The sequence below is a fragment of the Saccharothrix mutabilis subsp. mutabilis genome (genome assembly GCF_039521145.1).
GTDB classification, from domain to species: domain Bacteria; phylum Actinomycetota; class Actinomycetes; order Mycobacteriales; family Pseudonocardiaceae; genus Actinosynnema; species Actinosynnema mutabilis.
On record NZ_BAAABU010000011.1, the window covers coordinates 40,048 to 62,641 of the forward strand.

Below are 22,594 nucleotides of genomic sequence, written 5' to 3' on the forward strand. Positions count from 1 at the left end.
CCGGGTCAGTGCCTGGGCAGGGGCACGAGGTCGTCGGCGTGGACGACTTCGCGGCGTTGTTCGGCGGGCAGGTCGTGGCTGGAGCGGCCGATCAGGGCGGGTAGCTCAGTGGCGTCGAAGCCGACCACGCCTCGGGCGACCACGTGGCCGGAGAGGTCGACCAGCTCGACCACGTCGCCGGCCTCGAACGCGCCCTCCACCGCCGTGATGCCCGCGGACAGGAGGGAGCGGCGGCGGTCGACCACGGCGGCCACCGCGCCGTCGTCCAGGGTGAGGCGGCCGGTGGCGTCGGCGGCGTGGCCCAGCCAGAAGCGCCGTGCGGTCAGGCGGGGGCCGGTCGCGGCGAAGGCCGTGCCCACGTCGGCCTGGCTCAGGGCGCGGACGGCGTCGGCGGCTCCGGCCAGGAGCACCGGGATGCCGGCGGACGCGGCCAGCCGTGCCGCGGCGAGCTTGGAGGCCATGCCGCCGGTGCCGAGGCCGGACGCGCCGACCGTGCCGGCACGCACGCCGTCGACGTCGGAGGCGCCGGCCACCTCGGTGATGCGCTGCGCGCCGGGGTGGCGCGGGTCGCCGTCGTAGAGGGCGTCCACGTCGGAGAGGAGGAACAGGGCGTCCGCGCCGACCAGGTGGGCCACGAGCGCAGCCAGGCGGTCGTTGTCGCCGAAGCGGATCTCCTCGGTGGCGACGGTGTCGTTCTCGTTCACCACCGGCACCGCGCCCAGGGCCAGCAGGCGGGAGAACGTGCGCTGGGCGTTGCGGTAGTGCGAGCGGCGGACGACGTCGTCGGCGGTGAGCAGGACCTGGCCGACGGTGAGCTGGTAGCGGCCGAAGGAGTTGGCGTAGGCGTGGGCCAGCGTGAGCTGGCCGACACTCGCCGCGGCCTGCTGCGTCGCCAGGTCGCGCGGGCGGCGGGTGATGCCCAGCGGCGCCAGGCCGGCCGCGATGGCGCCGGAGGACACCAGCACCACCTGGCTGCCGGCCGCGCACCGGGCGGCGACCGCGTCGACCAGGGCGTCCAGGCGGGACCGGTCCAGGCCGCCCTGCGCCGTGGTCAGCGACGACGACCCGACCTTGACCACGACCCGGCCCGCCGCCGCGACGGCCTGCCGGGCCTGGGACAACACCGACCCGATCACTCTTCCTCTTCGAGGTCCTCGTCGTAGACGCCGGGCAGGCGACGCGCCTTCTTGGCCGCGAGGCGCTCGGCGGCGCCGACCCGGTTGTGGGGTTCGAGGCGGGCGTCGGTGCCGCGGCCGGTCATGGCCACGGCGGCGATGCCGGCGGGGGTGGACGGTTCCCAGTCGAACACCAGGTCGCCGACGGTGACCTGGGCGCCGGGGAGCGCACCCATCTTGACCAGCACGTCCTCCACGCCCAGGCGGGCGAGGCGGTCGGCGAGGTAGCCGACGGCCTCGTCGTTGCTGAAGTCCGTCTGCCGGATCCAGCGCTCCGGGCGCTCGCCGCGCACGATGAACCCGCCCGGGGTCTGGGGGTCCTCGACGACGGTGAAGCCGGAGTCGTCCACGGCGGTCGGCCGCAGGACGACCCGGGTCGCCTCCTGCTTGGGCCGCGAGGCCCGGTACTCCTCGACGATCCGCCCGAGGGCGAACGTCAGCTCCCGCAGGCCCTCCCGGCTGGCCGTGGACACCTCGAACACCGGCAGGCCGCGGGCCTCGATGTCGGGCTTCACGATGTCCGCCAGGTCGCGGGCCTCGGGGATGTCGATCTTGTTCAGCACGACGACGCGGGGGCGTTCGGCGAGGTCGTCCGCCAGGGACGGCGTGTACTTCGCCAGCTCCTCCTCCAGCGCGTCGATGTCGGACAGCGGGTCGCGGTTGGCCTCGTAGGTCGCGCAGTCCACGACGTGCACGAGCACCGCGCAGCGCTCGATGTGCCGCAGGAAGTCCAGGCCGAGGCCCTTGCCCTCGGACGCGCCGGGGATGAGGCCGGGCACGTCGGCCATGGTGAACACCGTCTCGCCGGCGGTGATCACGCCGAGGTTCGGCACGAGGGTGGTGAACGGGTAGTCGGCGATCTTCGGCTTGGCCGCGGACAGCACCGAGATCAGCGACGACTTGCCCGCCGACGGGAAGCCCAGCAGGCCCACGTCCGCGACGGACTTCAGCTCCAGCACGAGGTCGTGCTTCTCGCCAGGTTCACCCAGAAGAGCGAATCCGGGGGCTTTGCGGGCCTTGGACGCGAGTGCCGCGTTGCCGAGGCCGCCCCGGCCGCCCTGGGCGGCGATGAGGCGGGTGCCCTCGCCCACGAGGTCGGCGACGACCTCGCCGTCCGGGGTGAGCACCACGGTGCCGTCGGGGACGCGCAGCTCCAGGTCCGCGCCGTTCGCGCCGTCCCGGTTGCCGCCCGCGCCGCCCTTGCCGTTGCCGGCGGCGGCGTGCGGGCGGAAGTGGAAGTCCAGCAGCGTGTGCACCTGCGAGTCGACGATCAGGACGACGTCGCCGCCCTTGCCGCCGTTGCCGCCGTCGGGGCCGCCGAGCGGCTTGAACTTCTCGCGGTGGACGGAGGCGACACCGTTCCCGCCGTCACCGGCGGCGACGTGGATCACCACCCGGTCGACAAAACGGGACACGGGGAATCACTTCCAAGCGCTAGTTGTGGAACGTCTGCTCAAAACACTACTGAGCGCCGTGGTCCGCGCATTCCCGCGGACACACGGCGCTCAGGGGGTGGTGACTCAGGCGGCAGCCTCGACCGGAACGATGTTCACGGTCTTGCGGCCACGCTTCACGCCGAACTCGACCGCACCGGGGGCGAGCGCGAACAGCGTGTCGTCCTTGCCGCGACCCACGTTCACACCGGGGTGGAACTTGGTGCCGCGCTGGCGGATCAGGATCTCGCCGGCCTTGACGACCTGACCGCCGAACCGCTTGACCCCGAGGTACTGGGGGTTCGAGTCACGGCCGTTGCGGGAGCTGGATGCACCCTTCTTGTGTGCCATGGCTAGTCAGATCCTCACTTACCGGTGATGCCGGTGACCTCGACGCGGGTCAGCTTCTGGCGGTGACCCTGGCGCTTGTGGTAGCCGGTCTTGTTCTTGAACTTGTGGATGCGGATCTTGGGACCCTTGGTCTGCTCGACGACCTTGCCGGTCACCGAGATCTTCCCCAGGGCGTCGGCGTCGGCGGTGACGTCGGAGCCGTCCACGACGAGAAGCGGCGCCGGGAAGGTGATTTCGGTGCCCGGCTCGCCTTCGAGCTTCTCGACCTCGACGACGTCGCCGACAGCCACCTTGTACTGCTTGCCGCCGGTCTTGACGATCGCGTACATCGGGACGGAAGTCTCCTGCTACTCGACGGACGGGGCCACGCGCGCCACAGTGCCACTCGGGTGTTCGTGGACTGGGCTTCGCACGACAGGGCCCACCGGACGGCGGGCCGTGCATCAGGTTACGTGGCGGTGGACTGCGGGGTCAAACCGGGGTGGGTGTTCCGCGATCCGCCTGGTCACCGCCGGTGCGGCACCCCGGTGGACGGGGCCCCGACCCTGAGCGCGGACGTGCCCCGCCCGCCCCGGGAACGGGGTGGACGGGGCACTGGTGTCCGCTGCTCGCTCAGCTCTCCTTGACGGCGCCCAGCGGCGGCCCGGCCGGGCGCGAGGCGGCGCGGCGGGTACGGCGGCGGGCGGTCGGGGCGGGCTCGACGTGGCCGTTGAGCGACTGGTCGGCCGCGTTGGCCTCGGCGGTGCCCACCTGGGTGGGCGGCTGCACGTCGGCGGGCACGGCCGCTTCGGCGCCGGACGGGGCCTCGGTGGTGCCGGACGCCGCTGCCGCGGTGTCGGGCGCCGCCGGGGCGGTGTCCGCGGGTGCTTCGGCGGGAGCCGCGGGCGCGGCCTGGGCGGTCGCCGGGGCCTCGGTGGGCTCGGTCGGCCGGGTGGGCTCTGCCTGCTCGGGCTGGGCCTGCGCGGGCTGGGCCTCCGTGGGCTCTGCCTGCGTGGGCTGGGCCTGGGTCGACTCTGCCTGCGTGGGCTCGGGCTCGTGCTTGGCCACCGCGCCTGCTTCTCGGCGGGCTCGGCGGCGTTGGCGGCGCTTCGGCTCGGGGGTCGTGTCCTCTTCCACGATCGCGGCCAGGGGCTCGGTGGACGTGGGCTGTTCCGCGACCGCCTCGGGCTCCTCGGTGGGCGGCACGACGACCTCCGCCACCGGTTCCGGGGTCACCGGGGCTGCCACCGGAGCGGCGGCGGGCGTGGAGTCCTGCGTGTCGCCGCCCTTGCCGCGGCGGGACTTGCGCCCACCGCCCTGGCCCTGCTGTTGCTGCTGCTGCGCGCCGCCGCCGCCGGACGGGCCGTGGGTGTGGACCGGCTCGGTCGACACGACCAGGCCCCGGCCGCGGCAGTGCTCGCAGGTGGACGAGAAGGCCTCCAACAGGCCCGTCCCCACGCGCTTGCGGGTCATCTGGACCAGGCCCAGCGACGTCACCTCGGCCACCTGGTGGCGGGTGCGGTCGCGGCCCAGGCACTCGGTCAGCCGCCGCAGCACCAGGTCGCGGTTGGACTCCAGCACCATGTCGATGAAGTCGATGACGATGATGCCGCCGACGTCGCGCAGCCGGAGCTGGCGGACGATCTCCTCCGCCGCCTCCAGGTTGTTGCGCGTCACCGTCTCTTCGAGGTTTCCACCCGATCCGGTGAACTTGCCGGTGTTCACGTCGATGACCGTCATCGCCTCGGTGCGGTCGATGACCAGGTAGCCGCCCGACGGCAGCCAGACCTTGCGGTCCAGTGCCTTGAGCAGCTGCTCGTCGATGCGGTACTCGACGAACGCGTCGTTGTTGCCGACGTGGCGGCGCAGGCGGTCCTGCAGGTCCGGCGCCACGTGGCGGACGTAGCCGTCGATGGTGTCCCAGGCGTCCGAGCCCTGGACGACCAGCGCCGCGAAGTCCTCGGTGAACAGGTCGCGGACGACCTTGACCAGCAGGTCCGGCTCTTCGTAGAGCAGCTGCGGGGCCTGGGCCTTGGGCGTGTTCGCCTTGTCCTTGATGACCTGCCACTGCGCCTGCAGGCGGGTGACGTCGCGCGCCAGCTCCTCCTCCGCGATGCCCTCGGAGGCGGTGCGGATGATGACGCCGGCGTCCTCGGGGACGACCCGCTTGAGGATGTCCTTCAGGCGCTTGCGCTCGACGTCGGGCAGCTTGCGGCTGATGCCGGTCGCGCCGCCGCCGGGCACGTACACCAGGAAGCGGCCGGGCAGGCTGATCTGCGTGGTCAGGCGGGCGCCCTTGTGGCCGACCGGGTCCTTGGTGACCTGCACCAGGACGCTGTCGCCGGTGGACAGGGCCTGCTCGATCTTGCGCGCCTTGCCCTCCAGGCCGGCCGCGTCCCAGTCGACCTCGCCCGCGTAGAGCACCGCGTTGCGGCCCCGGCCGATGTCGATGAACGCCGCCTCCATGGACGGCAGCACGTTCTGCACGCGGCCCAGGTAGACGTTGCCGACCAGCGAGCCGCTGCCCGAGGAGGTCACGAAGTGCTCCACGAGCACGCCGTCCTCCAGCACGCCGATCTGCGTGCGGTCGCCGCGCTCGCGCACCACCATCGTGCGCTCGACGGCCTCGCGGCGCGCCAGGAACTCGGCCTCGGACAGCACCGGGGCGCGGCGGCGGCCGGCTTCGCGGCCGTCGCGGCGGCGCTGGCGCTTGGCCTCCAGCCGGGTCGAGCCGCGCACGCTGCGCACCTCGTTCTGGGCGGCCTCGGAGTCGGCCTTGTCGTCGCGCGCGTCCCGCGTCTCGCGGACGTGCACGACCGTGTTCGGCGGGTCGTCCTCGCTCGGGGCGGCCTCGTCGTCCGCGCCGGTCTTGCGGCGGCGGCGACGACGCCGGCGGCGGCTGGTGCCGCCCTCGTCCTCGGCCTCGGCGGTCTCCTCGGCCTCGGCCTCGGCTTCGGCCTCCGCGGGCTCCTCGGCGACGGCCTCGTCCTCGGCCGACGCCTCGTCGCCCGCGCCCTTGCCGCGCCCGCGACCACGCCGGCCACGACGGCGGCGGCGGCGGCCTTCGCCCTCGTCACCGGCGTCCTCGCCGTGCGACGCCTCCTCGACGTCGTCCTCGTGCTCCTCCTCCACCTCCAGGGTGGACGCGGCGGGCGCGACCACGGGGGTGGGCGGCAGGAACACCGCGGACGGCGGTGCGAACAGCGGCGTGAGCGCGGTCACCTCGCGAGCCGGGACGGCGGGCGCCTCGGTTGTCTCGTCGATGTCGCCGGACTCGATGTCGTCCCAGGTCAGCAGGCTCTCGGCGACCTTGATCGCCAGGTCGCGGCTCACGCTGGACTGCGCGCCCTTGACCGGCTCGCCCAGGTCGGCGAGCGCCGCGACGACGTCCTTGCTGCTCGTGTTGAGCAGCTTCGCCAGCGCGTGCACCCGCAGCTTGTCCGGCAGTTCCGCGAGCACGGGGTGTGCGGATGTGGCGTTACCCCCGCCGGCGCCGGCGGGCTTGTTCGTGTTCGACATGCAGCTCCTCCGCCCCCGGGCGCGTCCGGTTCGACGCCGCCGCTCAGGGGCCTCTCTTGTCCACTCACCGCCGCGGCTGGCGGCGGGAATCCTTGCCTTCGCCGTGCGCTCGGGCACGGCAGGTCTGTCTTCTCCCGCGACGACGCCGTCAGCGCCGCTCCGGCGGCTTCCGGGTCAGACCTCCGCCGCCCGGTCAAGGGCGAGCGGGTCGACCAGGCCGCCTTCGTCGTCGAGCCGCCCCTGCGCCATCCGGGTCGCCTTCGCGGGCACCGGCGGAACCAGGTCGGCGACGACTCGGAGCGCGCTCAGCACGTCGTCGGGTCGAACGGTAGGGGTTGTCTGCCGAACGACCATGACGAGTATCCCACACGGTCGCGACAAATCCCGTGCATCGTGTCCCGCGTCGCTCGAATGCGCCGGGACCTGCTCCGTGACCTGCACCGTTGCGGCGGCCCCCGGCTCGGCGGCGACGACCTCCGCCGACACCACCGCCGGGCGGACGTCGATCACCTTCCGACCGTCCTTGGTGAGCCGCTCGACCTCGACCGACCCGGCCGCGAGGAACGCCTCGACCGCCGCCGCCAGCGCCTCGGGCGGCACGCCGGGCAGCTCGACCCGCCAGGCGCTGGCCTCGATCCGCTCGGGCAACGAGCCGCCGGCCGCCTGCACGACCTCCAGCACGTCCAGGCCGGGCGGCAGCACCGCGTCAAGGGCGTCGCGCAGCGCGGCCGGGTCCACGGCCTCGACCACCGAGACCTCGACGTACTCGGCCTCGCTGGCCACGCCGGTGGGCGCGGCGCCGACCCACGACACCTTCGGGTGCGGGCTGAAGCCCTGGGAGTAGGCCATGGGCACGCCGGCCCGCCGCAGCGCCCGCTCGAACGTGCGGGCGATGTCACGGTGTGAGGTGAACCTCAGCCGTCCGCGCTTGGCGTAGCGCAGCCGGAGCTTCTGCACCGGTGCGGCCGACGGGTTGGGCTGCTGCTGGCGACTCAGTGCTACTCCCCTTGGGTGCCGGGTGGCGTTCGTCGGGGTAAGCATCCCAACGGGCCACGCTCCTACTCCAGCGGGACGGTACCTTGGTGCCGCTCGGGGCCGTTGCGCTTGTCTGCTTCGGCGCACGTGGCTACCGTCCGGCACCAGAGGACCACCCCGACGGCCGCTCTTGGAGGTCACCCGTGCCTCTGCTCCGCCGCGTCCACGCGGTCGCGGTCAGCACGGCGCTGCTCGCGACCGGCTGCTTCGCGGTTTCCGCGCACGCCGCCGCACCGGACGGCGTCCCCGCGAGCACCGGGTGCATCCAGCCGGGTCCGACGCTGCGCTACCTGGTCGTGCTGGACCAGGGCACGAGCGCGCCGCTGGCCGACGCCACCGTGGCCGCCGCGTGCGGCACCAACCTGGGCTTCTACCCGCAGATCGGCGTGGCCGTCGCGGTGTCCGCGGACCCGGGGTTCGCGCGCAAGATCGGCCCGCACCGGGCGTACAGCGCGGAGGCCGACGGGCTGTCCCGCCGCACGGGCGCGCCGGCGCGCAAGCAGGACGAGACGCCCGCCCGGTCGGGCACCCCCGACACGCGCGACCGCACCGCCGAGCAGTGGGACATGGACCTGATCCGGGCCGCCGAGGCGCACGCGATCAGCAAGGGCAGCCGGGACGTGGTGGTCGGCGTCCTGGACTCGGGCGTGGACCCGACCCACCCGGACCTGGTGCGCGCGCTGGACCCGGCGCTGTCGGCCGGCTGCACGACCGGCGTGGCGGACCAGTCGCGCGCCGCGTGGTCGCCGACGACCTCCGCGCACGGCACGCACGTGGCGGGCACCATCGCCGCCGCCGACGACGGCCTGGGCACCACGGGTGTCGCGCCGGACGTGCGGATCGCGTCGGTGAAGGTCGTGGACGACGCCGGCTTCATCTACCCCGAGTACGCGGTGTGCGGGTTCATGTGGGCCGCCGAACGGGGCATGACCATCACCAACAACAGCTACTACATCGACCCGTGGGTCTTCACCTGCCAGAACAAGACCGGCCAGGCCGTGGTGTACGAGGCGGTGCGGCGGGCGGTGGAGTACGCGGGCCGGCGGGGTGTGCTGACCGTCGCGGCGGCGGGCAACGGCGGGGTGGACCTGACCCGGCCGGGCCTGGACACGCAGAGCCCGACCAACGCCGCGGCCGAGGACGTGAAGCCGCGCCCGGTGGACAACACGTGCCTGGTGCTCCCGGCGCAGCTGCGCAACGTGGTGGCGGTGTCGTCGGTGGGCGCGGCGAAGGTCAAGGCCGGGTACAGCTCGTACGGGCTGGGCGCGGTGGACGTGACCGCGCCGGGCGGTGACCGCAGGCAGCAGCCGGACGGCGCGCAGGCGTGCGTGCTGTCCACGGTGCCGGCGGGCTACGACTACTCGTGCGGGACGTCGATGGCCGCGCCGCACGTGTCCGGGGTCGCGGCGCTGCTGGCGTCCACGCACCCGGACGCGACCGCGGGCGAGCTGAGCCGGATGCTCAACGCTCAAGCCGAGACGCTGGCGTGCCCCGCCGACTACGACCTGAACGGCACGGGCGCGCAGGACGCGTTCTGCACCGGGTACTCCGAGTACAACGGCTTCTACGGCCACGGGCTGGTGAACGCGAAGGCCGCGGTGCAGAACGACGCGGCCGGCGGTCCCCCGGCGGCGCCGAACCGGCAGCGCTAGTCGCCCCGGTGCAGCGCGGCGGCGAGGTCCGCGCGGCCGGTGATGCCGAGCTTGCGGTACGCGCCGGACAGGTGCAGCTCGACCGTGCGGCGGGTGAGGAACAGGGCTTCGGCGATCTGCCGGTTGGTCAGGCCCCGCGCGGCCATGCCGGCGACCCGGGTCTCCTGGCGGGTGAGGCCGTGGGCGGTGCCGCGCGCGGTGGCCGGTTCGCAGGCCCGCAGCTCGTCGGCGGCCCGTCCGATGAGCGGCTTGGACTCGCACTTGGCGCTGACCTCGACGGCCTTGCGCAGGTGCGGGATGGCCCGTTCCGGCTGCCCCCGCCGGCGCAGGCGGGCGCCCAGCTCGAACAGGGCCTCGGCGTGCAGCAGGCGGGCGGCGGACTCGGTGAGGTACTCGACGGCCTTGCGCAGCGCCCGCACGGCCGGTTCGTCGTCGCTGGTGAGGCCCACGGCGATCAGCGCGGTGCCCATGGCCCGCGGCGTGCCCCAGCGCTTCGCGCGTTCGAGGTCTTCCAGGGCCAGGCGAGCGGCGTCTTCACGCATCCCCAGGGCCAGTCGGGCCCGCACGGCGAGCGCCCGCCACGGCAGGATCGCCGGGCTGTCTATTTTGGACGCGGTGAGTCTTCGCCCGCACTCCGAGAGGTCCGCCAGCGCGCCGGCCGCGTCCCCGGTGGCCAGCTTGAGCTTGCCCCGCGCGAAAAGCGTGACGTTGTGCTGGAACATCTCCGGCAGCTCGCCCGCGAAACCGTGGCGCGCCAACAGGTCCCGTGACTCCTCGAACCGCCCGAGGTCGACCAGCACCTCCGCGAGCCTTGCGGCACAGAGGATCGCCATCGGGCACACGTCCACCGCGTGCAGCTCGTCGAACAGGCGCAGCTGCCACTTGAGGAACGTCTTCGCGCGCACCAGGTCACCCTTGGCCAGGTAGTCCATGCCGTGCGCGAGCGAGACGGCGGTTCCCTTGCGCAGGTGGTAGTCGTGCGGCTCGGCCTCGCTGCCGATCATCCGGCGGAACCGGTCGGACAGGTCCGGCGCGTCGGCCATGAAGCACGTGCTGACGGTGAACACGAACGGCTGGGTGAACACGTCCACGCGGTCGCCGTCGAGCGCCTCCGCCGCGTGCTGCACGGCCTTGTCCGCCGAGTCGCCGCGCAACGCGTGCCCCAGCGACATCAGCGCGGAGTGGACCTGCCGCAGCCGCGGGGAGTTCGGCACCTCCGACTCCAGCTCCTCGGTGAACATGCTGGCGCGCAGGGCGAGCCCGACGTTGTTGCCCACGCCGGCCAGGTAGGACATGGTGCGCAGCTCCCACGACTCGTCGTGCTCCTGCGAGCTGAGCCGGGACACCAGTTGCAGGCCGATGGACAGCGCCAGGCGGGCCTCCGGCGCGCTGCACAGCCGCAGCAGCATCGACACGGCCTGGCCGGCGGCGGAGCGGGCGTCGTCGGCGTGCGCGAGGGCGTCGCGCAGCTTGGCCATGCCCTCGGCCTGGTCCACGACGTAGGTGACGTGCACCAGCTCCAGCTGCACGGCGAGGCGTTCGTCGCTGGTCAGGCGTTCCTCCAGGGCGCGTTCCAGGTAGTCCTGGGCGGCGTCGAGGCGGCCGTCGTGGGTGGCCTGGCGGGCGGCGCGGCGCAGCACGTCCACGGCCCACGGCAGCGGGATCGCGCGGGCCGCCCGCAGGTGCTCGGCGACGCGGGTGTCCGGCGCCCCGGCGTCGGCCAGCAGCTTCGCGGCGCGGGCGTGGTCGGCGGCGCGGGTGGCGACCGGGAGGTCCGCGAGCACCGAGTTGCGCAGGAACGGGTGCACGAACGCGATCGGGTAGTCGTCGCGGAAGACGTGCAGGCGCACCAGGGCGTCGATGATGCGCAGGGCACGCCGTGGTTCGACGCCGGCCATCGTGGCGACGCGGTCCACGGTGGCGTCCGCGCCGAGCACCGCCGTGGCGCGGACCAGTTCGGTCGCGCCTTCGTACGGTCGCAGGCGCACGCGCAGGATCTGGCCGATGTCGGGTGAGCCGAGGGTGCCGATGTCGGCGTCGGGCGTCAGCTCGCGCCGCAGCGCGCGCAACAGGTAGGGGTTGCCGCCGGTGACCTCGTGGCAGGCGCGGGCGGTGGCCGGGTCGCCGAGCAGCTCGCCGACCGCGGCGACGTCGAGGCCGGCCAGCTCGACGGTCGCGGTGTGGCCGCCGGTCAGCTCCGGCAGCGCGACCTCGCCCGCGGGCGACTGGCCGGTGGCGGCGGTGAGCACGACGGCCAGCGGCTCGTCGTGGACGCGGCGCAGCAGGTAGGCCAGGCAGCGCAGGGACCAGCTGTCGGACAGGTGCACGTCGTCCACCGCCAGCAGCAGCGGTCCGCGGCCGAGCGCGCGGCGCACGGCGCGGTGCAGGTCGTCGAGGGCCTCGACCGGGGCGGCGCGCAGCCCGTCGGCGAGCTGGCCCGCGACGCCGCCGCGCAGGTCGCTCTCCAGCCGCGTGGCGCGGGCCGTGGCGACCGCGAACCCCAGCGCGCGGGCCTGGCCGGTGACCGCGTCGAGCAGGGCGGACTTGCCGACGCCGATCTCCCCCGTGACGAACGCCGTCGTCGCGCGGCCGGCGGCGGTGGCGACCAGCAGCGCGCGGGTGGCGCGCAACTCGGCGTCGCGGCCCACGGTCGGCGTTGGCACGGTTCCTCCGCTCAAGCGTTCGGGGTGGACCACCGTAGGACACCCGGGGTACCGAAGGGTTCGCACCGGTGCGGGCGCATTTCCTTCGGTACCCACCGTAGAGACCGTCGGCCGGGGTTCGGCCAGACTTGTCGGCAGCGGCCGGGGGCACCCGCCGAAGTGCCGGACGGTCATTCACCCAATTACTTCCGGCCAGTTCCGGCGAACCGCTGCCCGGCGTTTCCGGTCCACTGCACGTGCATTTCACGGAGAGCACGGCGGACCTTTTTCAGTTCCACTCCCGCAATGCGCGGCGCAGGATCTTCATCCCGTTGTAGACGCGCGACTTCACAGTGCCCTCGGGAATGCCCAGGACCTGCGCCGCCTCGCGGATCGTGCGACCCCGGACGTAGGTCTCGTAGATCGCGGCGCGGTGTTGTTCGCCGAGCCGCCCGATCACGTCGGTGATCACCATGATGGACAGGCGCTGCTCGGTCTCGTCGGCGGCGTGCACGGCGTCGGTGCTGGTCAGCTCCACTTCCTGCGGTCGGGCGCGGCGGGTCCGCCAGCCGTCTATGACGATGCGGCGGGCCACGGTCAGCAGCCAGCCGCGCAGCATGCGCGGGTCGCGGACGAGGGTCTCGGCGTTCTGCCAGGCGCGGATCAGCGTCTCCTGGACGACGTCCTCGGTCCATTGCCGGTCGTGGTTGGTCAGGCCCAGGACGTGGGCGAACAAAGCGCCTTTGAACTGGCCGTAGAGCTGGGTGACGAGTTCCTCGCTGGGCCGCCGGCGGACCCGGTCGCCGTCCACCTGCACTCCACCCAAGGAATTCATGCGAACCGAACCTCCTCGAAGTTGGCGCGCGGCGGGGCGAACGAGACGTTCTGTGAACGTACTACACCCGATCGCGTTAATCCACAGTTTCCCGGACGCACCGCGGGTGTTTACGGGTCTTGTAGGGGACGCAACGCATTGATCGTCTCGACGGTTCTCCGGATGCCGTGTGACACAGATCACATAAGGCATTTGAACCGCTGCTCGAACCGCGGACATCGGGGTTCGTACTCCCTCTCTGGAGACCCGCGACTTGAGGGGGAGTCGAATCGTGTCCTCGACCGTGGCGCCGTGGTCCGGCCGGCTGGCGTACGTGGCCATGTGCCTGACCATCTGCTGGGGCGTCCTCATCGCGACCGGCTGGGTGCGGGCGATGCCCGGGGCGCGGGTGACGCACCGGGTGTTGGCGACGTTCAGCGTGGCGCTCGGGGTGACGCACGCCCTGGCGCTGGCCACCGCCGGCACCGTCTCGCCGTTCGCGGTCGTGCTGCCCTTCGGCCTGCCCCGCCACGCCTTGGGCGTCCTGGGCCTGGAGCTCATGGTCGCGGTGGCCGTGACGGCGGCGCTCCGGGGCGCGGGGTTCCACTGGAACCGGTTACCCGTGCACCGCCTGGCTTACGTGGCGGTGTGGCTGTGCGCGATGCACGCGTGGCTGGGCGCGGCGGCCAACGGCTCCGTGCCGGTCCTGTGGCTGGCCGGCATCACCGTCCTGGTCCCGACGATCACCCTGACAATGCTCCGCGTCCTGCCGCCGGAGGCGTTGCTGCGCCTGGGCATCCGCAGCGCGCCCGAGCCGGCCGTCGCGCAGCCGGCCGGGATCCGGGTCTCGGTCGACCACGGCCTGTGCCGGCACTTCGCGCTGTGCCAGGCGCACGCGCCGCGGGTGTTCCGGCTGTTGGAGGACGGGACGCTGCGCTACGCGCGCAACCCCGGCCCCGACCAGGCCGACCACGTCGTCGCCGCCGCTCGCGCCTGTCCGATGCGAGCGGTCCGGGTCGTCGACGGGAGCGGGCTACCTCGGGGTTAGCGCCGGGTTGCGCACCGGGGAACCCTTGCCCACCGGGGAGATCGGCAGCAGGGTGCGACCCGTCGGGCCCACCTCGATGTCGGTCCCCATCGCCGGGCAGACACCGCAGTCGAAGCACGGCGTCCAGCGGCAGTCGTCCTGCTCGCGCTCGTCCAGCGCGTCCTGCCAGTCCGACCAGAGCCATTCCTTGTCCAGGCCCGAGTCCAGGTGGTCCCAGGGCAGGACTTCCAGCTCCTCGCGCTCCCGGGTGGTGAACCAGTCCAGGGACACGCCCAGCCCGGTCAGCTCAGCCTCGGCGGCGGCCACCCAGCGCTCGTAGGAGAAGTGCTCGGACCACCCGTCGAACCGGCCGCCCTCGCGCCACACCCGCTCGATGACCTTGCCCACGCGGCGGTCACCGCGCGACAGCAGGCCTTCGATCAGCGACGGCTGCCCGTCGTGGTAGCGCATGCCGATGTTGCGGCCCAGCGAGCGGTCGGAGTTGACCGCCTCGCGCAGCTTGCGCAGCCGACTGTCCACAGTGGCCGGATCGCACTGCGCGGCCCACTGGAACGGCGTGTGCGGCTTGGGCACGAACCCGCCGATGGAGATGGTGCAGCGGATGTCCTTGCGGCCACTGACCTCGCGGCCCGCGCGGATCACGTTCTTGGCCATCTCGGCGATCTGCAGCACGTCGTCGTCGGTCTCGGTCGGCAGGCCGCACATGAAGTACAGCTTCACCTGCCGCCAGCCCGCGCCGAACGCCGCGCTGACCGTCCGGATGAGGTCCTGCTCGGACACCATCTTGTTGATCACGCGCCGGATGCGCTCGCTGCCGCCCTCAGGCGCGAAGGTCAGGCCCGAGCGGCGGCCGTTGCGGGACAGCTCGTTGGCCAGGTCGATGTTGAACGCGTCGACGCGGGTGGACGGCAGCGACAGCGAGGTGTTCGTGCCCTCGTACCGGTCGGCCAGGCCCTTGGTGACCTCGGCGATCTCGGAGTGGTCGGCGCTGGACAGCGACAGCAGGCCGACCTCCTCGAACCCGGTCGCCTCCAGGCCGCGCTGCACCATCGCGCCGATGCCCTCGATGGACCGCTCCCGCACCGGACGGGTGATCATGCCCGCCTGGCAGAACCGGCACCCGCGCGTGCAGCCGCGGAAGATCTCCACGCTCATCCGCTCGTGCACCGACTCCGCGAGCGGCACCAGCGGCTGCTTCGGGTACGGCCACGCGTCGAGGTCCATCGTGGTCCGCTTGAACACCCGGTACGGCACGCGCTCGCGGTTGGGCACCACCCGCTGGATGCGCCCGTCGGGCAGGTACTCCACGTCGTAGAACCGGGGCACGTACACGCCGCCGGTCTCGGCCAGGCGCAGCAGCAGCTCGTCCCGGCCGCCGGGCCGCCCCTCGGCCTTCCACGCGCGCACCAGGTCGGTGATCTCCAGGACGGCTTCCTCGCCGTCACCCAGCACCGCGGCGTCGACGAACGGCGCGATCGGCTCGGGGTTGAACGCCGCGTGCCCGCCGGCCACCACCACGGGGTCGTCGTCACCGCGCTCGTCGGCGTGCAGCGGGATGCCCGCCAGGTCCAGCGCGGTGAGCAGGTTCGTGTAGCCCAGCTCGGTGGCGAAGCTCACCCCGAGCAGGTCGAACGCCTTCACCGGCCGGTGCGCGTCCACGGTGAACTGCGGCACGCCGTGCTCGCGCATGAGCGCCTCCAGGTCCGGCCACACCGCGTAGGTGCGCTCGGCCAGGACGTCCGGCTGCTCGTTGAGCACTTCGTAGAGGATCATGACGCCCTGGTTGGGCAGCCCGACCTCGTAGGCGTCCGGGTACATCAGGGCCCACCGCACGGCGGCGGCGTCCCAGTCCTTGACGGTCGCGTTCAACTCCCCGCCGACGTACTGCACGGGCTTGGACACCCTCGGCAGCAGGGGCTCCAACGCGGGGAAGACGGACTCGACACTCACACGACCAGGGTAACGGCACCTCGGGAAGCGCTCAGAACAGCGGTCCCGTGACGGTCAGGCCCAGCTCCTCGCCCGCGCCCGCGTAGAGGCCGAAGAACATCAACGCCGCGCCGGCCAGCGACACGTCCTTGGTGAACTGGATGGTCTCGCCCTGCCGGGCCTGCGGGTCGCGCTCCTTCCAGAACGGGTGCATGAGCAACGCCGTGGGCAGCAGGAACAGCACCAGCAGCAGCGCCCCGAGGTCGGCCCACACCCCCAGCAGCACCATCAACGCGCCGACGAGCTGCACCGCGCCGCTGGCCTGGGTGGCCAGGCGCGGCGACGGGACGCCCTTGGACTCGGCGTACCCGGCCATGCCCTCGGTCTTGGTGAAGTGGCCGAACGCCGAGTTGAGGAACAGCAGCACGAACAGGATGCGGCCGACGAGCACGATCACGTCCATGACGACCTCCCGTGAAGGGATGACTGCGTCCAGTGTTGGACCCGGTCAGGAGGTCAGCAACTTGCCCAGCCGCCGGGACGCGACCAGCACCCCCAGCGCGCCCATGACGACCAGGTACAGCACGTGCGCCAGGGCGCCCCAGCCGACCGAGCCCGTGGTCAGGGCCCGGAGCAGCTCGATCGCGTGGTACAGCGGGGTCCACTGGACGACCGCCTGCAACCAGGCCGGGTACACCGACAGCGGGTAGAAGGTCGTGGAGAACAGGAACAGCGGCAGCACGAACAGCTGCACCAGGTCGAAGTCCTGCCACGAACGCATGAACGTGGTCCCGGCCATGCCCACCGCCGCGAACGCCAGCGCCACCAGCAGGCACGCGGGCAGCGCCAGCAGCGCCCACGCGGAGGTGATGAGCCCGAACCCGACCATCACGGCGAGGAACCCGGCCGAGTACAGGCCGCCGCGCAGCAACGCCCAGGTCGCCTCGCCGACGGCGATGTCGATCGGCCCCATCGGGGTGTTCAGCATCGCCTCGTACACGCGGGTGTACTTGACCTTGGAGAACAGGTTGAACGTCGTGTCGAACACCGCGCCGTTCATCGCGGAGGCGGCCAGCAGGGCGGGCGCGACGAACGCCGGGTAGGGCAGCCCGTCCACCGTGCTGACCAGCTGCCCGAAGCCGAAGCCGAGGGAGAGCAGGAAGAACAGCGGTTCGAAGAACCCGGAGACGAACGACGTCCACGCCCGGCGGTACACCAGGTGGGCGCGTTCGACGATGACGTGCGGCCGGCCCGCGTACAGGCCGGGCGGCACGATCCGCAGCAGCAGGCCCCGGCTGGCCGGGGCGGTCTGGTCGAGCGTTCGGGTCATGTGCTGCTCACACCGCCAGTCGTCGGTGGAAGAACCGGCGGCCGAGGAGCACGCCCGCGGCGACCAGTGCGGACAGGTAGGCGAGGTGGCCCAGCGCGGGCAGCACGCCCAGCGTGCCGAACGCGGCGCCGCGGGACAGCTCGATGCCGTGCCACACGGGCGTGAGCCAGGCCAGCGGGTGCAGCCAGCCGGGCAGCTGGCTCAGCGGGAAGAACGCGCCGGTGAACAGGGTCATCGGGATGACCAGGAACCGGTAGAGGCCGTTGAACGAGTCCGGCTTCTCCAGGGTGGCGGTGTAGGCGACGACCAGGGCGCTGAACGCCATGCCGGTCAGCACGCCGAACGGCAGCGCGAGCACCGCCCACGGTGACGTCACCGCCCCCAGCAGGCCCGCGACCAGCAGGAACGCGACGCAGCCGAAGGTGAGCTTGAGCGCCACCCACAGCAGCTGCCCGTACAGCACCTGCGCCGGGGTGACCGGGGTGGCGACCATGCCGACATAGGTCTTCTGCCACTTGAACTGCGAGAACACCGCCCACGACGACTCGAACATGGCGCTTTGCACGGCCGTGGTGACCACCAGCGCCGGGGCGAGGAACACGACGTACCGCTCGCCGCCGGTGGCCGGACCCGCCGTGACCTGCGACCCGAAGCCCATGCCCATCGCGAGCAGGAACAGCAGCGGGTTGACGAACGTGGTGACCGACGTGGAGCGCCAGTTCCGGCGGTACCACGTCCACTGGTACTCCAGGACGGCGAGCATCAGTCCACCAACGTCCGGCCGGTGAGGCGGAGGAACACGTCCTCCAGCGAGCTGCGGCGGACCAGGCTGGACGCCGGCCGCACGCCCCGGTGGTGCGCGGCGGACAGGGCGGCCTCTCCGTCGTCGGTGTAGAGCAGCAGGCGGTCGGGCAGCACCTCGACGCGGTCGGCCAGGCCCCGCACGGCGGTCGGGTCCTGCTCGCCCGGCGGGAAGCGCAGCTCCAGCACCTCGCGGGTCGAGTAGCGGCGGATCAACTCGACCGGCGAGCCCTCGGCGACGATCTTGCCGCCGTCCATGACGACCAGCCGGTCGCACAGCTGCTCGGCCTCGTCCATGTAGTGGGTGGTGATGATGAGGGTGACGCCGTTCTGCTTGAGCCGGAACAGCCGGTCCCACAGCAGGTGGCGGGCCTGCGGGTCCAGGCCGGTGGTGGGTTCGTCCAGGACGACCAGCTCCGGGTCGTTGACCAGGGAGCGGGCGATGGTCAGCCGGCGCTTCATGCCGCCGGACAGCGGTTCCACCTCGTCGTCGGCGCGCTCGGTCAGCTGGGCGAAGTCGAGCAGCTCCGCGGCCTTCTCCCGGACGCGGGCGCGGGACATGCCGAAGTAGCGGCCGTAGATCTCCAGGTTCTGGCGGACGGTCAACTCGGTGTCGAGGTTGTCCAACTGCGGGACGACGCCGAGCCGGGCCCGGATGCGCGGCCCGTCGCGGTTGGGGTCCATGCCGAGCACGGACAGCTCGCCGCCGGTGCGCGGGGACACGCAAGACACCATGCGCATGGTCGAGGACTTGCCGGCGCCGTTGGGGCCGAGGAACCCGAACGCCTCGCCCCGGTGGACCTCGACGTCGATGCCCCGGACGGCTTGGAAGTCCCCGAAGTGCTTGGTCAGGCCTTTGGCGGCGACGAGGGTGGTCACGTTCGTCACGTTAGCGGCGGGGTACGACAGTCCGGGAACGGTTTTAGGGTTGGCGGCATGGGGATCGAGCTGGTGTGGCCCACCGTCGCGGACGAGTCGCTGCGGGGTCGCGTGCACTCGGTGCTGCACGACGTGGTGGCGGCCGGCGGGGCGATCGGCTGGCAGGTCCCGCCGTCGCGCGCGGAGACCGACGCGTGGCTGGACGTGGTGCTGGCGCGGGTGTCCTCGGGCGACGGCGCGCTGGCGCTGGCGCGCGTGGACGGCGTCGTGCGCGGGACGGCGACGTGGCTGCGGTCGACTTCGGCGGTCTTCACGCACTCGGCGGAGGTGGGCCGGGTGACGACCCACCCGTCGGCGCGCGGGCTGGGCCTGGGTCGGCGGCTGGTGTCGGCGGTCGTGGACCACGCCCGCGCGGCGGGGTTGGAGCTGCTGACCCTTGGCGTGCGCGGCAACAACCACGGGGCGATCGAGCTGTACGAGAGCCTGGGCTTCCGCGAGTGGGGACGCCTGCCGTACGCGATCGCGGTCGGCGACGTGCGGTTCGACGAGGTCCGCATGGCCCTGCGCCTGGGGTTCCGCGAGGGCGTCGTCCTGCACGGCTCGGCCCCCGGCGGCAACGGCTCGTCCCCGTCCCGGCGGCGGTCCGCCTGAAGACGCCGACGGCCCGGTCCCCGCGCGAGGGGGACCGGGCCGTCGCGGTCACCTCAGAGGTTCGGGAACCAGAGCTTGATCTCGCGCTCGGCGGACTCCGGCGAGTCGGAGCCGTGGACCAGGTTGAACTGGACCTCCAGGCCGAAGTCGCCGCGGATCGTGCCCGGGGTCGCCTTCTCCACCGGGTCGGTGCCGCCGGCGAGCTGCCGGAACGCCGCGATCGCCCGGGTGCCCTCGACCACCATGGCCACCAGCGGGCCGCCGGTGATGAACTCCACCAGGTCGTTGAAGAACGGCTTGCCGTCGTGCTCGGCGTAGTGCTGCTCGGCGGTCGCGCGGTCCACGGTGCGCAGTTCGAGGGCGGCCAGGCCGAGGCCCTTGCGCTCGATGCGGGAGATGACCTCGCCGACCAGGCCCCGGCTCACGCCGTCGGGCTTGACCAGGACCAGGGTGCGCTCGCTCACGGCCGTCGGTACTCCTTCGTACGAGTTCTTACAGTGGGTGAAGGGTAGCCGGAGCTGTCATAGTGCCCGCCGTGAGCACCCGGAACGACGAGGACACCCACCTCGGCACCACCCTGACCGGCGCGGCCGTGTTGTTCGTCCTGCTTCGGCTGTTGGCGGTGTCCCACTACGACTGGCACACCACCTTCGCGTTGCTGCACACGCTCGACCTTGAGGACGCGCCTGGGTTGTTCCTGGGCACGTTCATGGCCGACCAGCGGATCAGCAGCGTGTTGTTGGTGCTGATGGTGCCGTTGACCGTCTTCTACGCGGCGGCCACGCGGTCCAAGAGCGCGCCCTTGTTGGTGACTGTGCTCGTCGCGTTCCTGGTGGCGCATGTGTTGACCTACCACCACTGGTGGGTGCCGGTCGCGGCGGTTGTGCTGGCGACCTTGCTCGGGGTGTTGGCTGTGCGGCGGCGGGGCGTTGAGCGGGGGCCTGAGAGGTTCGTGTTGCGGCGGATCGGGTGGATCGTCGGGGTTGTCGCCTTGGTGGTCGCGGCGGTGGTGGCTACGCCGTGGGTGCCTCGGGAGCGGATCGAGACCGGTGAGGGCGTGATCGAGGCGTATGTGGTGGAGACCAGCCCGGGGTTCCTGAAGGTGCTGCTCGCCGGCGATCGGGAGTTCCGGATCCTCCGGGACGACGAGGTGCGGTCACGGGTGGAGTTGGCCGACCACTGAGTCACCAGGACTCGATCAGCGGGGCGTCGTGCGGGTGCCGCTGCCACTGCTTCGCCAGGCGGGCCAAGCGGGTCGGGGAAGCCATGCCGTGGATGGTGGCCACCTTGTCGTCGCGCACGTCCAGGACGGCCACGCTGACCACCCGGTCCGCCAGGGCGAAGACCAGGGCCGGGCTCCCGTTGACCACGGCCGCGTGGATGGCGGGGTGGCCGCCGACCAGCTTGTGCTTCGCCGCGGTCGGCTTGAGGGCCGCACGGGTCATGGCGGCGATCTGTTCCGGGCGGCTCAGGTGGACCAGGCGCGGGCTCAGGCCCAGCAGGCCGTCGGACACCGCGGTCGCGTCGGTGGTCAGCAGGGCCACCAGGCGTTCGGTGTGACCGGAGGAGGCGGCGTCCAGGAACGCCTTCGCGATGCGGCGGGCGGCGGTCCGGTCGACCCGCTCGACGGCGCGGCCGGCGGCCAGGTGGCGGCGGGCCCGGTGGGCGTGCTGTTGGCTCGCCGACTCGCTGATGTCCAGGATCTCGGCGATCTCCGCATGCGGGTAGGAGAACGCCTCGCGCAGCACGTACACCGCCCGCTCCACCGGCGACAGGCGTTCCATCAGGGTCAGGACCGCCAGGGTCACCGACTCGCGCTGCTCGACCGTGTCCGCCGGGCCCAGCATCGGGTCGCCGTCCAGCAGCGGTTCGGGCATCCACGCGCCCACCGCGCGCTCGTGCCGCGCCCGCGCCGACCGCAGGCGGTCCAGGGCCAGGTTGGTGACCACCTTGGTCAGCCACGCCTCGGGCACCTCGATCCGCTCCCGGTCGGCGGCCTGCCACCGCAGGAACGCGTCCTGCACCACGTCCTCGGCGTCGGCGGCCGACCCGAGCAGGCGGTACGCGAGCGAGGCCAGCCGGTCCCGGCCGGCCTCGAAACGCGCCAAGGTCGCGGTGTCCATGAGCGCCACGTTAAGCGGGCACCACCCCGGCGGACCGGGCGGCCACCCGGTGGCGGCGGACCGGCATCCCGAAGGTCGGGTGGCTCACGCCGAGCGCGGCGCCGCGGAGCACGGCCGCCTTGACCCGCGCGGCCGTGCGACCGCACAGGGCGCCGGGCTTCGACCGCGCCTGGTCGTCGACCAGCTGGAAGATCGCGTCGTCGCGGCCGAGGCTGATGTGGTTGCCGACGTAGGTCATCTTGCTCAGGGCGATCCTGCGACCGGTCAGGCCGCCGACGATCGCGGCGACCGCCTGCGAGGCCGTGGGCCCGGCCGACGCGCAGGACATCGGCAGCGGCCGGCCGTTCTCGCCCATGGCGTGGACGCTGTCACCGGCCGCGTAGACGTGGGGGTGCGACACCGACCGCATCATGCGGTCCACCTTGATCCGGCCCTCTTCGGTGACCGCGAGACCGCTCTCGGCGGCCAGGGGGTGCACGGCGAAGCCCGCCGCCCAGACCGTGGCGTCGGCCGCGAAGGCGGTGCCGCCGGCGAACGCCCGCGTCTCCTCCACGCGGTCGACGGACGTGTGCTCGTGGACGGTGATGCCGAGCCGGTCGAAGGCCGCCAGCAGGTGCCGGCGCGCCTTGGGCCCCAGCCAGCCGCCCAGTTCGCCGCTGGTGGCGAGGGTGACGCCCAACCCGGGCCGAGCTTCGGCGATCTCGGTGGCGGCTTCGATCGCGGTCAGGTTGCCGCCGACGACCAGCACCGACCCGCTCCCGCCCAGCTCGTCCAGCCGCCGGCGCAGGCGCAGCGCCGCCGGTCGGGCGGCGACGTGGAAGGCGTGCTCGGCCACGCCCGGGACGCCGTGGTCGGCGGCGGTGCTGCCCAGCGCGTAGAGCAGGGTGTCGTGGTCGAGCCGGTCGACGCCGTCCTCGTCGGTCACGGTGACCACGCGGCGCTCGACGTCGATCCCGGTGACCCGGGCGATCCGCAGGCGGATGCCGGTGCCCGCGAACACCTCCGCCAGGTCGCGGCGGCGCAGGTCGCGGCCCGCGGCGAGCTGGTGCAGGCGCAGGCGTTCCACGAAGTCGGGTTCGGCGTTGACGACGGTGATCTCGACGTCGTCGGGGTGCAGGCGGCGGGCGAGCTGTCCGGCGGCGTACGCCCCGGCGTACCCGGCGCCGAGGACGGTGATGCGGTGCGGCATGTCCGTGCTCCTGTCTCGTTCGACCGCACCTTGAACGGGACAGC

At 72.8% G+C, this 22,594-nt stretch carries 20 protein-coding genes; 4 read left to right on the forward strand and 16 right to left on the reverse strand.

The features are described from left to right. Positions 1-5 precede the first annotated feature (5 nt). The 6 genes from proB to ABD126_RS23220 form a co-directional block, all read right to left on the reverse strand. Positions 6-1,121 carry a glutamate 5-kinase gene (gene proB, locus ABD126_RS23195; RefSeq protein ID WP_343936103.1) on the reverse strand — a complete coding sequence of 372 codons (1,116 nt, stop codon included), beginning with the start codon at positions 1,119-1,121 and terminating at the stop codon, positions 6-8. A gap of 11 nt (positions 1,122-1,132) precedes the next feature. Continuing rightward, complete coding sequence (obgE, locus tag ABD126_RS23200; RefSeq protein ID WP_343935990.1) at positions 1,133-2,590, reverse strand: GTPase ObgE; 1,458 nt, start codon at positions 2,588-2,590, stop codon at positions 1,133-1,135. Between the two features lie 105 nt (positions 2,591-2,695). Then, entirely contained in the window at positions 2,696-2,959 is a 264-nt protein-coding gene (gene rpmA / locus ABD126_RS23205) for a 50S ribosomal protein L27 (protein WP_309115082.1), read from the reverse strand. 14 nt (positions 2,960-2,973) lie between these two features. Further along, complete coding sequence (gene rplU / locus ABD126_RS23210) at positions 2,974-3,288, reverse strand: 50S ribosomal protein L21 (RefSeq protein WP_121222273.1); 315 nt, start codon at positions 3,286-3,288, stop codon at positions 2,974-2,976. A 283-nt stretch (positions 3,289-3,571) separates the two neighbouring features. Further along, positions 3,572-6,457, reverse strand: coding sequence for a translation initiation factor IF-2 N-terminal domain-containing protein (locus tag ABD126_RS23215; RefSeq protein ID WP_343935991.1), 2,886 nt, complete (start codon positions 6,455-6,457; stop codon positions 3,572-3,574). Positions 6,458-6,631: 174 nt separating this feature from the next. Then, positions 6,632-7,414: a TIGR03936 family radical SAM-associated protein gene (locus ABD126_RS23220; protein ID WP_343935992.1), complete on the reverse strand. Its 783-nt coding sequence runs from the start codon at positions 7,412-7,414 to the stop codon at positions 6,632-6,634. Positions 7,415-7,635: 221 nt separating this feature from the next. Between ABD126_RS23220 and ABD126_RS23225 the strand changes: the two genes are divergently transcribed. Further along, positions 7,636-9,144 (forward strand): S8 family peptidase, encoded by a 1,509-nt coding sequence (locus ABD126_RS23225; RefSeq protein WP_343935993.1) that lies wholly within the window; start codon positions 7,636-7,638, stop codon positions 9,142-9,144. On the opposite strand, the gene ABD126_RS23230 is transcribed toward ABD126_RS23225, so the two are convergent. Together ABD126_RS23230 and ABD126_RS23235 are read right to left on the reverse strand one after the other, a co-directional pair. Further along, complete coding sequence (locus ABD126_RS23230; protein ID WP_343935994.1) at positions 9,141-11,981, reverse strand: BREX system ATP-binding domain-containing protein; 2,841 nt, start codon at positions 11,979-11,981, stop codon at positions 9,141-9,143. The genes ABD126_RS23225 and ABD126_RS23230 overlap by 4 nt on opposite strands. Positions 11,982-12,075: 94 nt before the next feature. Further along, positions 12,076-12,621, reverse strand: coding sequence for a sigma-70 family RNA polymerase sigma factor (locus tag ABD126_RS23235; RefSeq protein ID WP_343935995.1), 546 nt, complete (start codon positions 12,619-12,621; stop codon positions 12,076-12,078). Between the two features lie 271 nt (positions 12,622-12,892). On the opposite strand from ABD126_RS23235, the gene ABD126_RS23240 reads away from it, so the two are divergent. Further along, a complete protein-coding gene (locus ABD126_RS23240; protein ID WP_343935996.1) occupies positions 12,893-13,648 on the forward strand; it encodes a ferredoxin in 756 nt (251 codons plus the stop codon). Here ABD126_RS23240 and ABD126_RS23245 read toward each other — a convergent pair. The 5 genes from ABD126_RS23245 to ABD126_RS23265 are packed head-to-tail and all read right to left on the reverse strand — an operon-like array spanning position 13,634 to position 18,587. Further along, the gene (locus tag ABD126_RS23245) at positions 13,634-15,598 is read right to left on the reverse strand and encodes a TIGR03960 family B12-binding radical SAM protein (protein ID WP_343935997.1); all 1,965 of its coding nucleotides are present in this window, start codon (positions 15,596-15,598) and stop codon (positions 13,634-13,636) included. The genes ABD126_RS23240 and ABD126_RS23245 overlap by 15 nt on opposite strands. A 31-nt stretch (positions 15,599-15,629) precedes the next feature. Next, positions 15,630-16,040, reverse strand: coding sequence for a DoxX family protein (locus ABD126_RS23250; protein ID WP_343935998.1), 411 nt, complete (start codon positions 16,038-16,040; stop codon positions 15,630-15,632). A 45-nt stretch (positions 16,041-16,085) separates the two neighbouring features. Continuing rightward, positions 16,086-16,907 (reverse strand): ABC transporter permease, encoded by an 822-nt coding sequence (locus ABD126_RS23255; RefSeq protein WP_343935999.1) that lies wholly within the window; start codon positions 16,905-16,907, stop codon positions 16,086-16,088. Positions 16,908-16,914: 7 nt separating this feature from the next. Further along, positions 16,915-17,670 carry an ABC transporter permease gene (locus ABD126_RS23260; RefSeq protein ID WP_343936000.1) on the reverse strand — a complete coding sequence of 252 codons (756 nt, stop codon included), beginning with the start codon at positions 17,668-17,670 and terminating at the stop codon, positions 16,915-16,917. Next, positions 17,670-18,587: an ABC transporter ATP-binding protein gene (locus ABD126_RS23265; RefSeq protein WP_425542862.1), complete on the reverse strand. Its 918-nt coding sequence runs from the start codon at positions 18,585-18,587 to the stop codon at positions 17,670-17,672. The genes ABD126_RS23260 and ABD126_RS23265 overlap by 1 nt, the downstream gene beginning before the upstream one ends. 57 nt (positions 18,588-18,644) lie before the next feature. Between ABD126_RS23265 and ABD126_RS23270 the strand changes: the two genes are divergently transcribed. Further along, complete coding sequence (locus ABD126_RS23270; protein WP_343936002.1) at positions 18,645-19,238, forward strand: GNAT family N-acetyltransferase; 594 nt, start codon at positions 18,645-18,647, stop codon at positions 19,236-19,238. A gap of 53 nt (positions 19,239-19,291) precedes the next feature. Here ABD126_RS23270 and ndk read toward each other — a convergent pair whose 3' ends face one another. After that, positions 19,292-19,702 (reverse strand): nucleoside-diphosphate kinase, encoded by a 411-nt coding sequence (gene ndk, locus ABD126_RS23275; protein WP_343936003.1) that lies wholly within the window; start codon positions 19,700-19,702, stop codon positions 19,292-19,294. A 71-nt stretch (positions 19,703-19,773) separates the two neighbouring features. Here ndk and ABD126_RS23280 point away from each other — a divergent pair, with 71 nt between their 5' ends. Beyond that, positions 19,774-20,421 carry a hypothetical protein gene (locus tag ABD126_RS23280; RefSeq protein WP_343936004.1) on the forward strand — a complete coding sequence of 216 codons (648 nt, stop codon included), beginning with the start codon at positions 19,774-19,776 and terminating at the stop codon, positions 20,419-20,421. A gap of 1 nt (position 20,422) precedes the next feature. Here the strand turns inward: ABD126_RS23280 and ABD126_RS23285 are convergent, their stop codons facing one another. Together ABD126_RS23285 and ABD126_RS23290 are read right to left on the reverse strand one after the other, a co-directional pair. Further along, the gene (locus ABD126_RS23285) at positions 20,423-21,361 is read right to left on the reverse strand and encodes a sigma-70 family RNA polymerase sigma factor (protein ID WP_343936005.1); all 939 of its coding nucleotides are present in this window, start codon (positions 21,359-21,361) and stop codon (positions 20,423-20,425) included. Positions 21,362-21,371: 10 nt separating this feature from the next. Beyond that, positions 21,372-22,550: an NAD(P)/FAD-dependent oxidoreductase gene (locus ABD126_RS23290; RefSeq protein WP_343936006.1), complete on the reverse strand. Its 1,179-nt coding sequence runs from the start codon at positions 22,548-22,550 to the stop codon at positions 21,372-21,374. Positions 22,551-22,594 lie beyond the last annotated feature (44 nt).

What these genes read in the sequence shown, in the direction of transcription:
- rplU (WP_121222273.1), bottom strand. Translation starts at nt 3,288, where the DNA reads ATGTACGCGATCGTCAAGACCGGCGGCAAGCAGTACAAGGTGGCTGTC.
- ABD126_RS23260 (WP_343936000.1), bottom strand. Translation starts at nt 17,670, where the DNA reads ATGCTCGCCGTCCTGGAGTACCAGTGGACGTGGTACCGCCGGAACTGG.
- rpmA (WP_309115082.1), bottom strand. Translation starts at nt 2,959, where the DNA reads ATGGCACACAAGAAGGGTGCATCCAGCTCCCGCAACGGCCGTGACTCG.
- ABD126_RS23255 (WP_343935999.1), bottom strand. Translation starts at nt 16,907, where the DNA reads ATGACCCGAACGCTCGACCAGACCGCCCCGGCCAGCCGGGGCCTGCTG.
- ABD126_RS23290 (WP_343936006.1), bottom strand. Translation starts at nt 22,550, where the DNA reads ATGCCGCACCGCATCACCGTCCTCGGCGCCGGGTACGCCGGGGCGTAC.
- ABD126_RS23215 (WP_343935991.1), bottom strand. Translation starts at nt 6,457, where the DNA reads ATGTCGAACACGAACAAGCCCGCCGGCGCCGGCGGGGGTAACGCCACA.
- ABD126_RS23270 (WP_343936002.1), top strand. Translation starts at nt 18,645, where the DNA reads ATGGGGATCGAGCTGGTGTGGCCCACCGTCGCGGACGAGTCGCTGCGG.
- ABD126_RS23285 (WP_343936005.1), bottom strand. Translation starts at nt 21,361, where the DNA reads ATGGACACCGCGACCTTGGCGCGTTTCGAGGCCGGCCGGGACCGGCTG.
- ABD126_RS23250 (WP_343935998.1), bottom strand. Translation starts at nt 16,040, where the DNA reads ATGGACGTGATCGTGCTCGTCGGCCGCATCCTGTTCGTGCTGCTGTTC.
- ABD126_RS23235 (WP_343935995.1), bottom strand. Translation starts at nt 12,621, where the DNA reads ATGAATTCCTTGGGTGGAGTGCAGGTGGACGGCGACCGGGTCCGCCGG.
- ABD126_RS23230 (WP_343935994.1), bottom strand. Translation starts at nt 11,981, where the DNA reads ATGACCGTCCGGCACTTCGGCGGGTGCCCCCGGCCGCTGCCGACAAGT.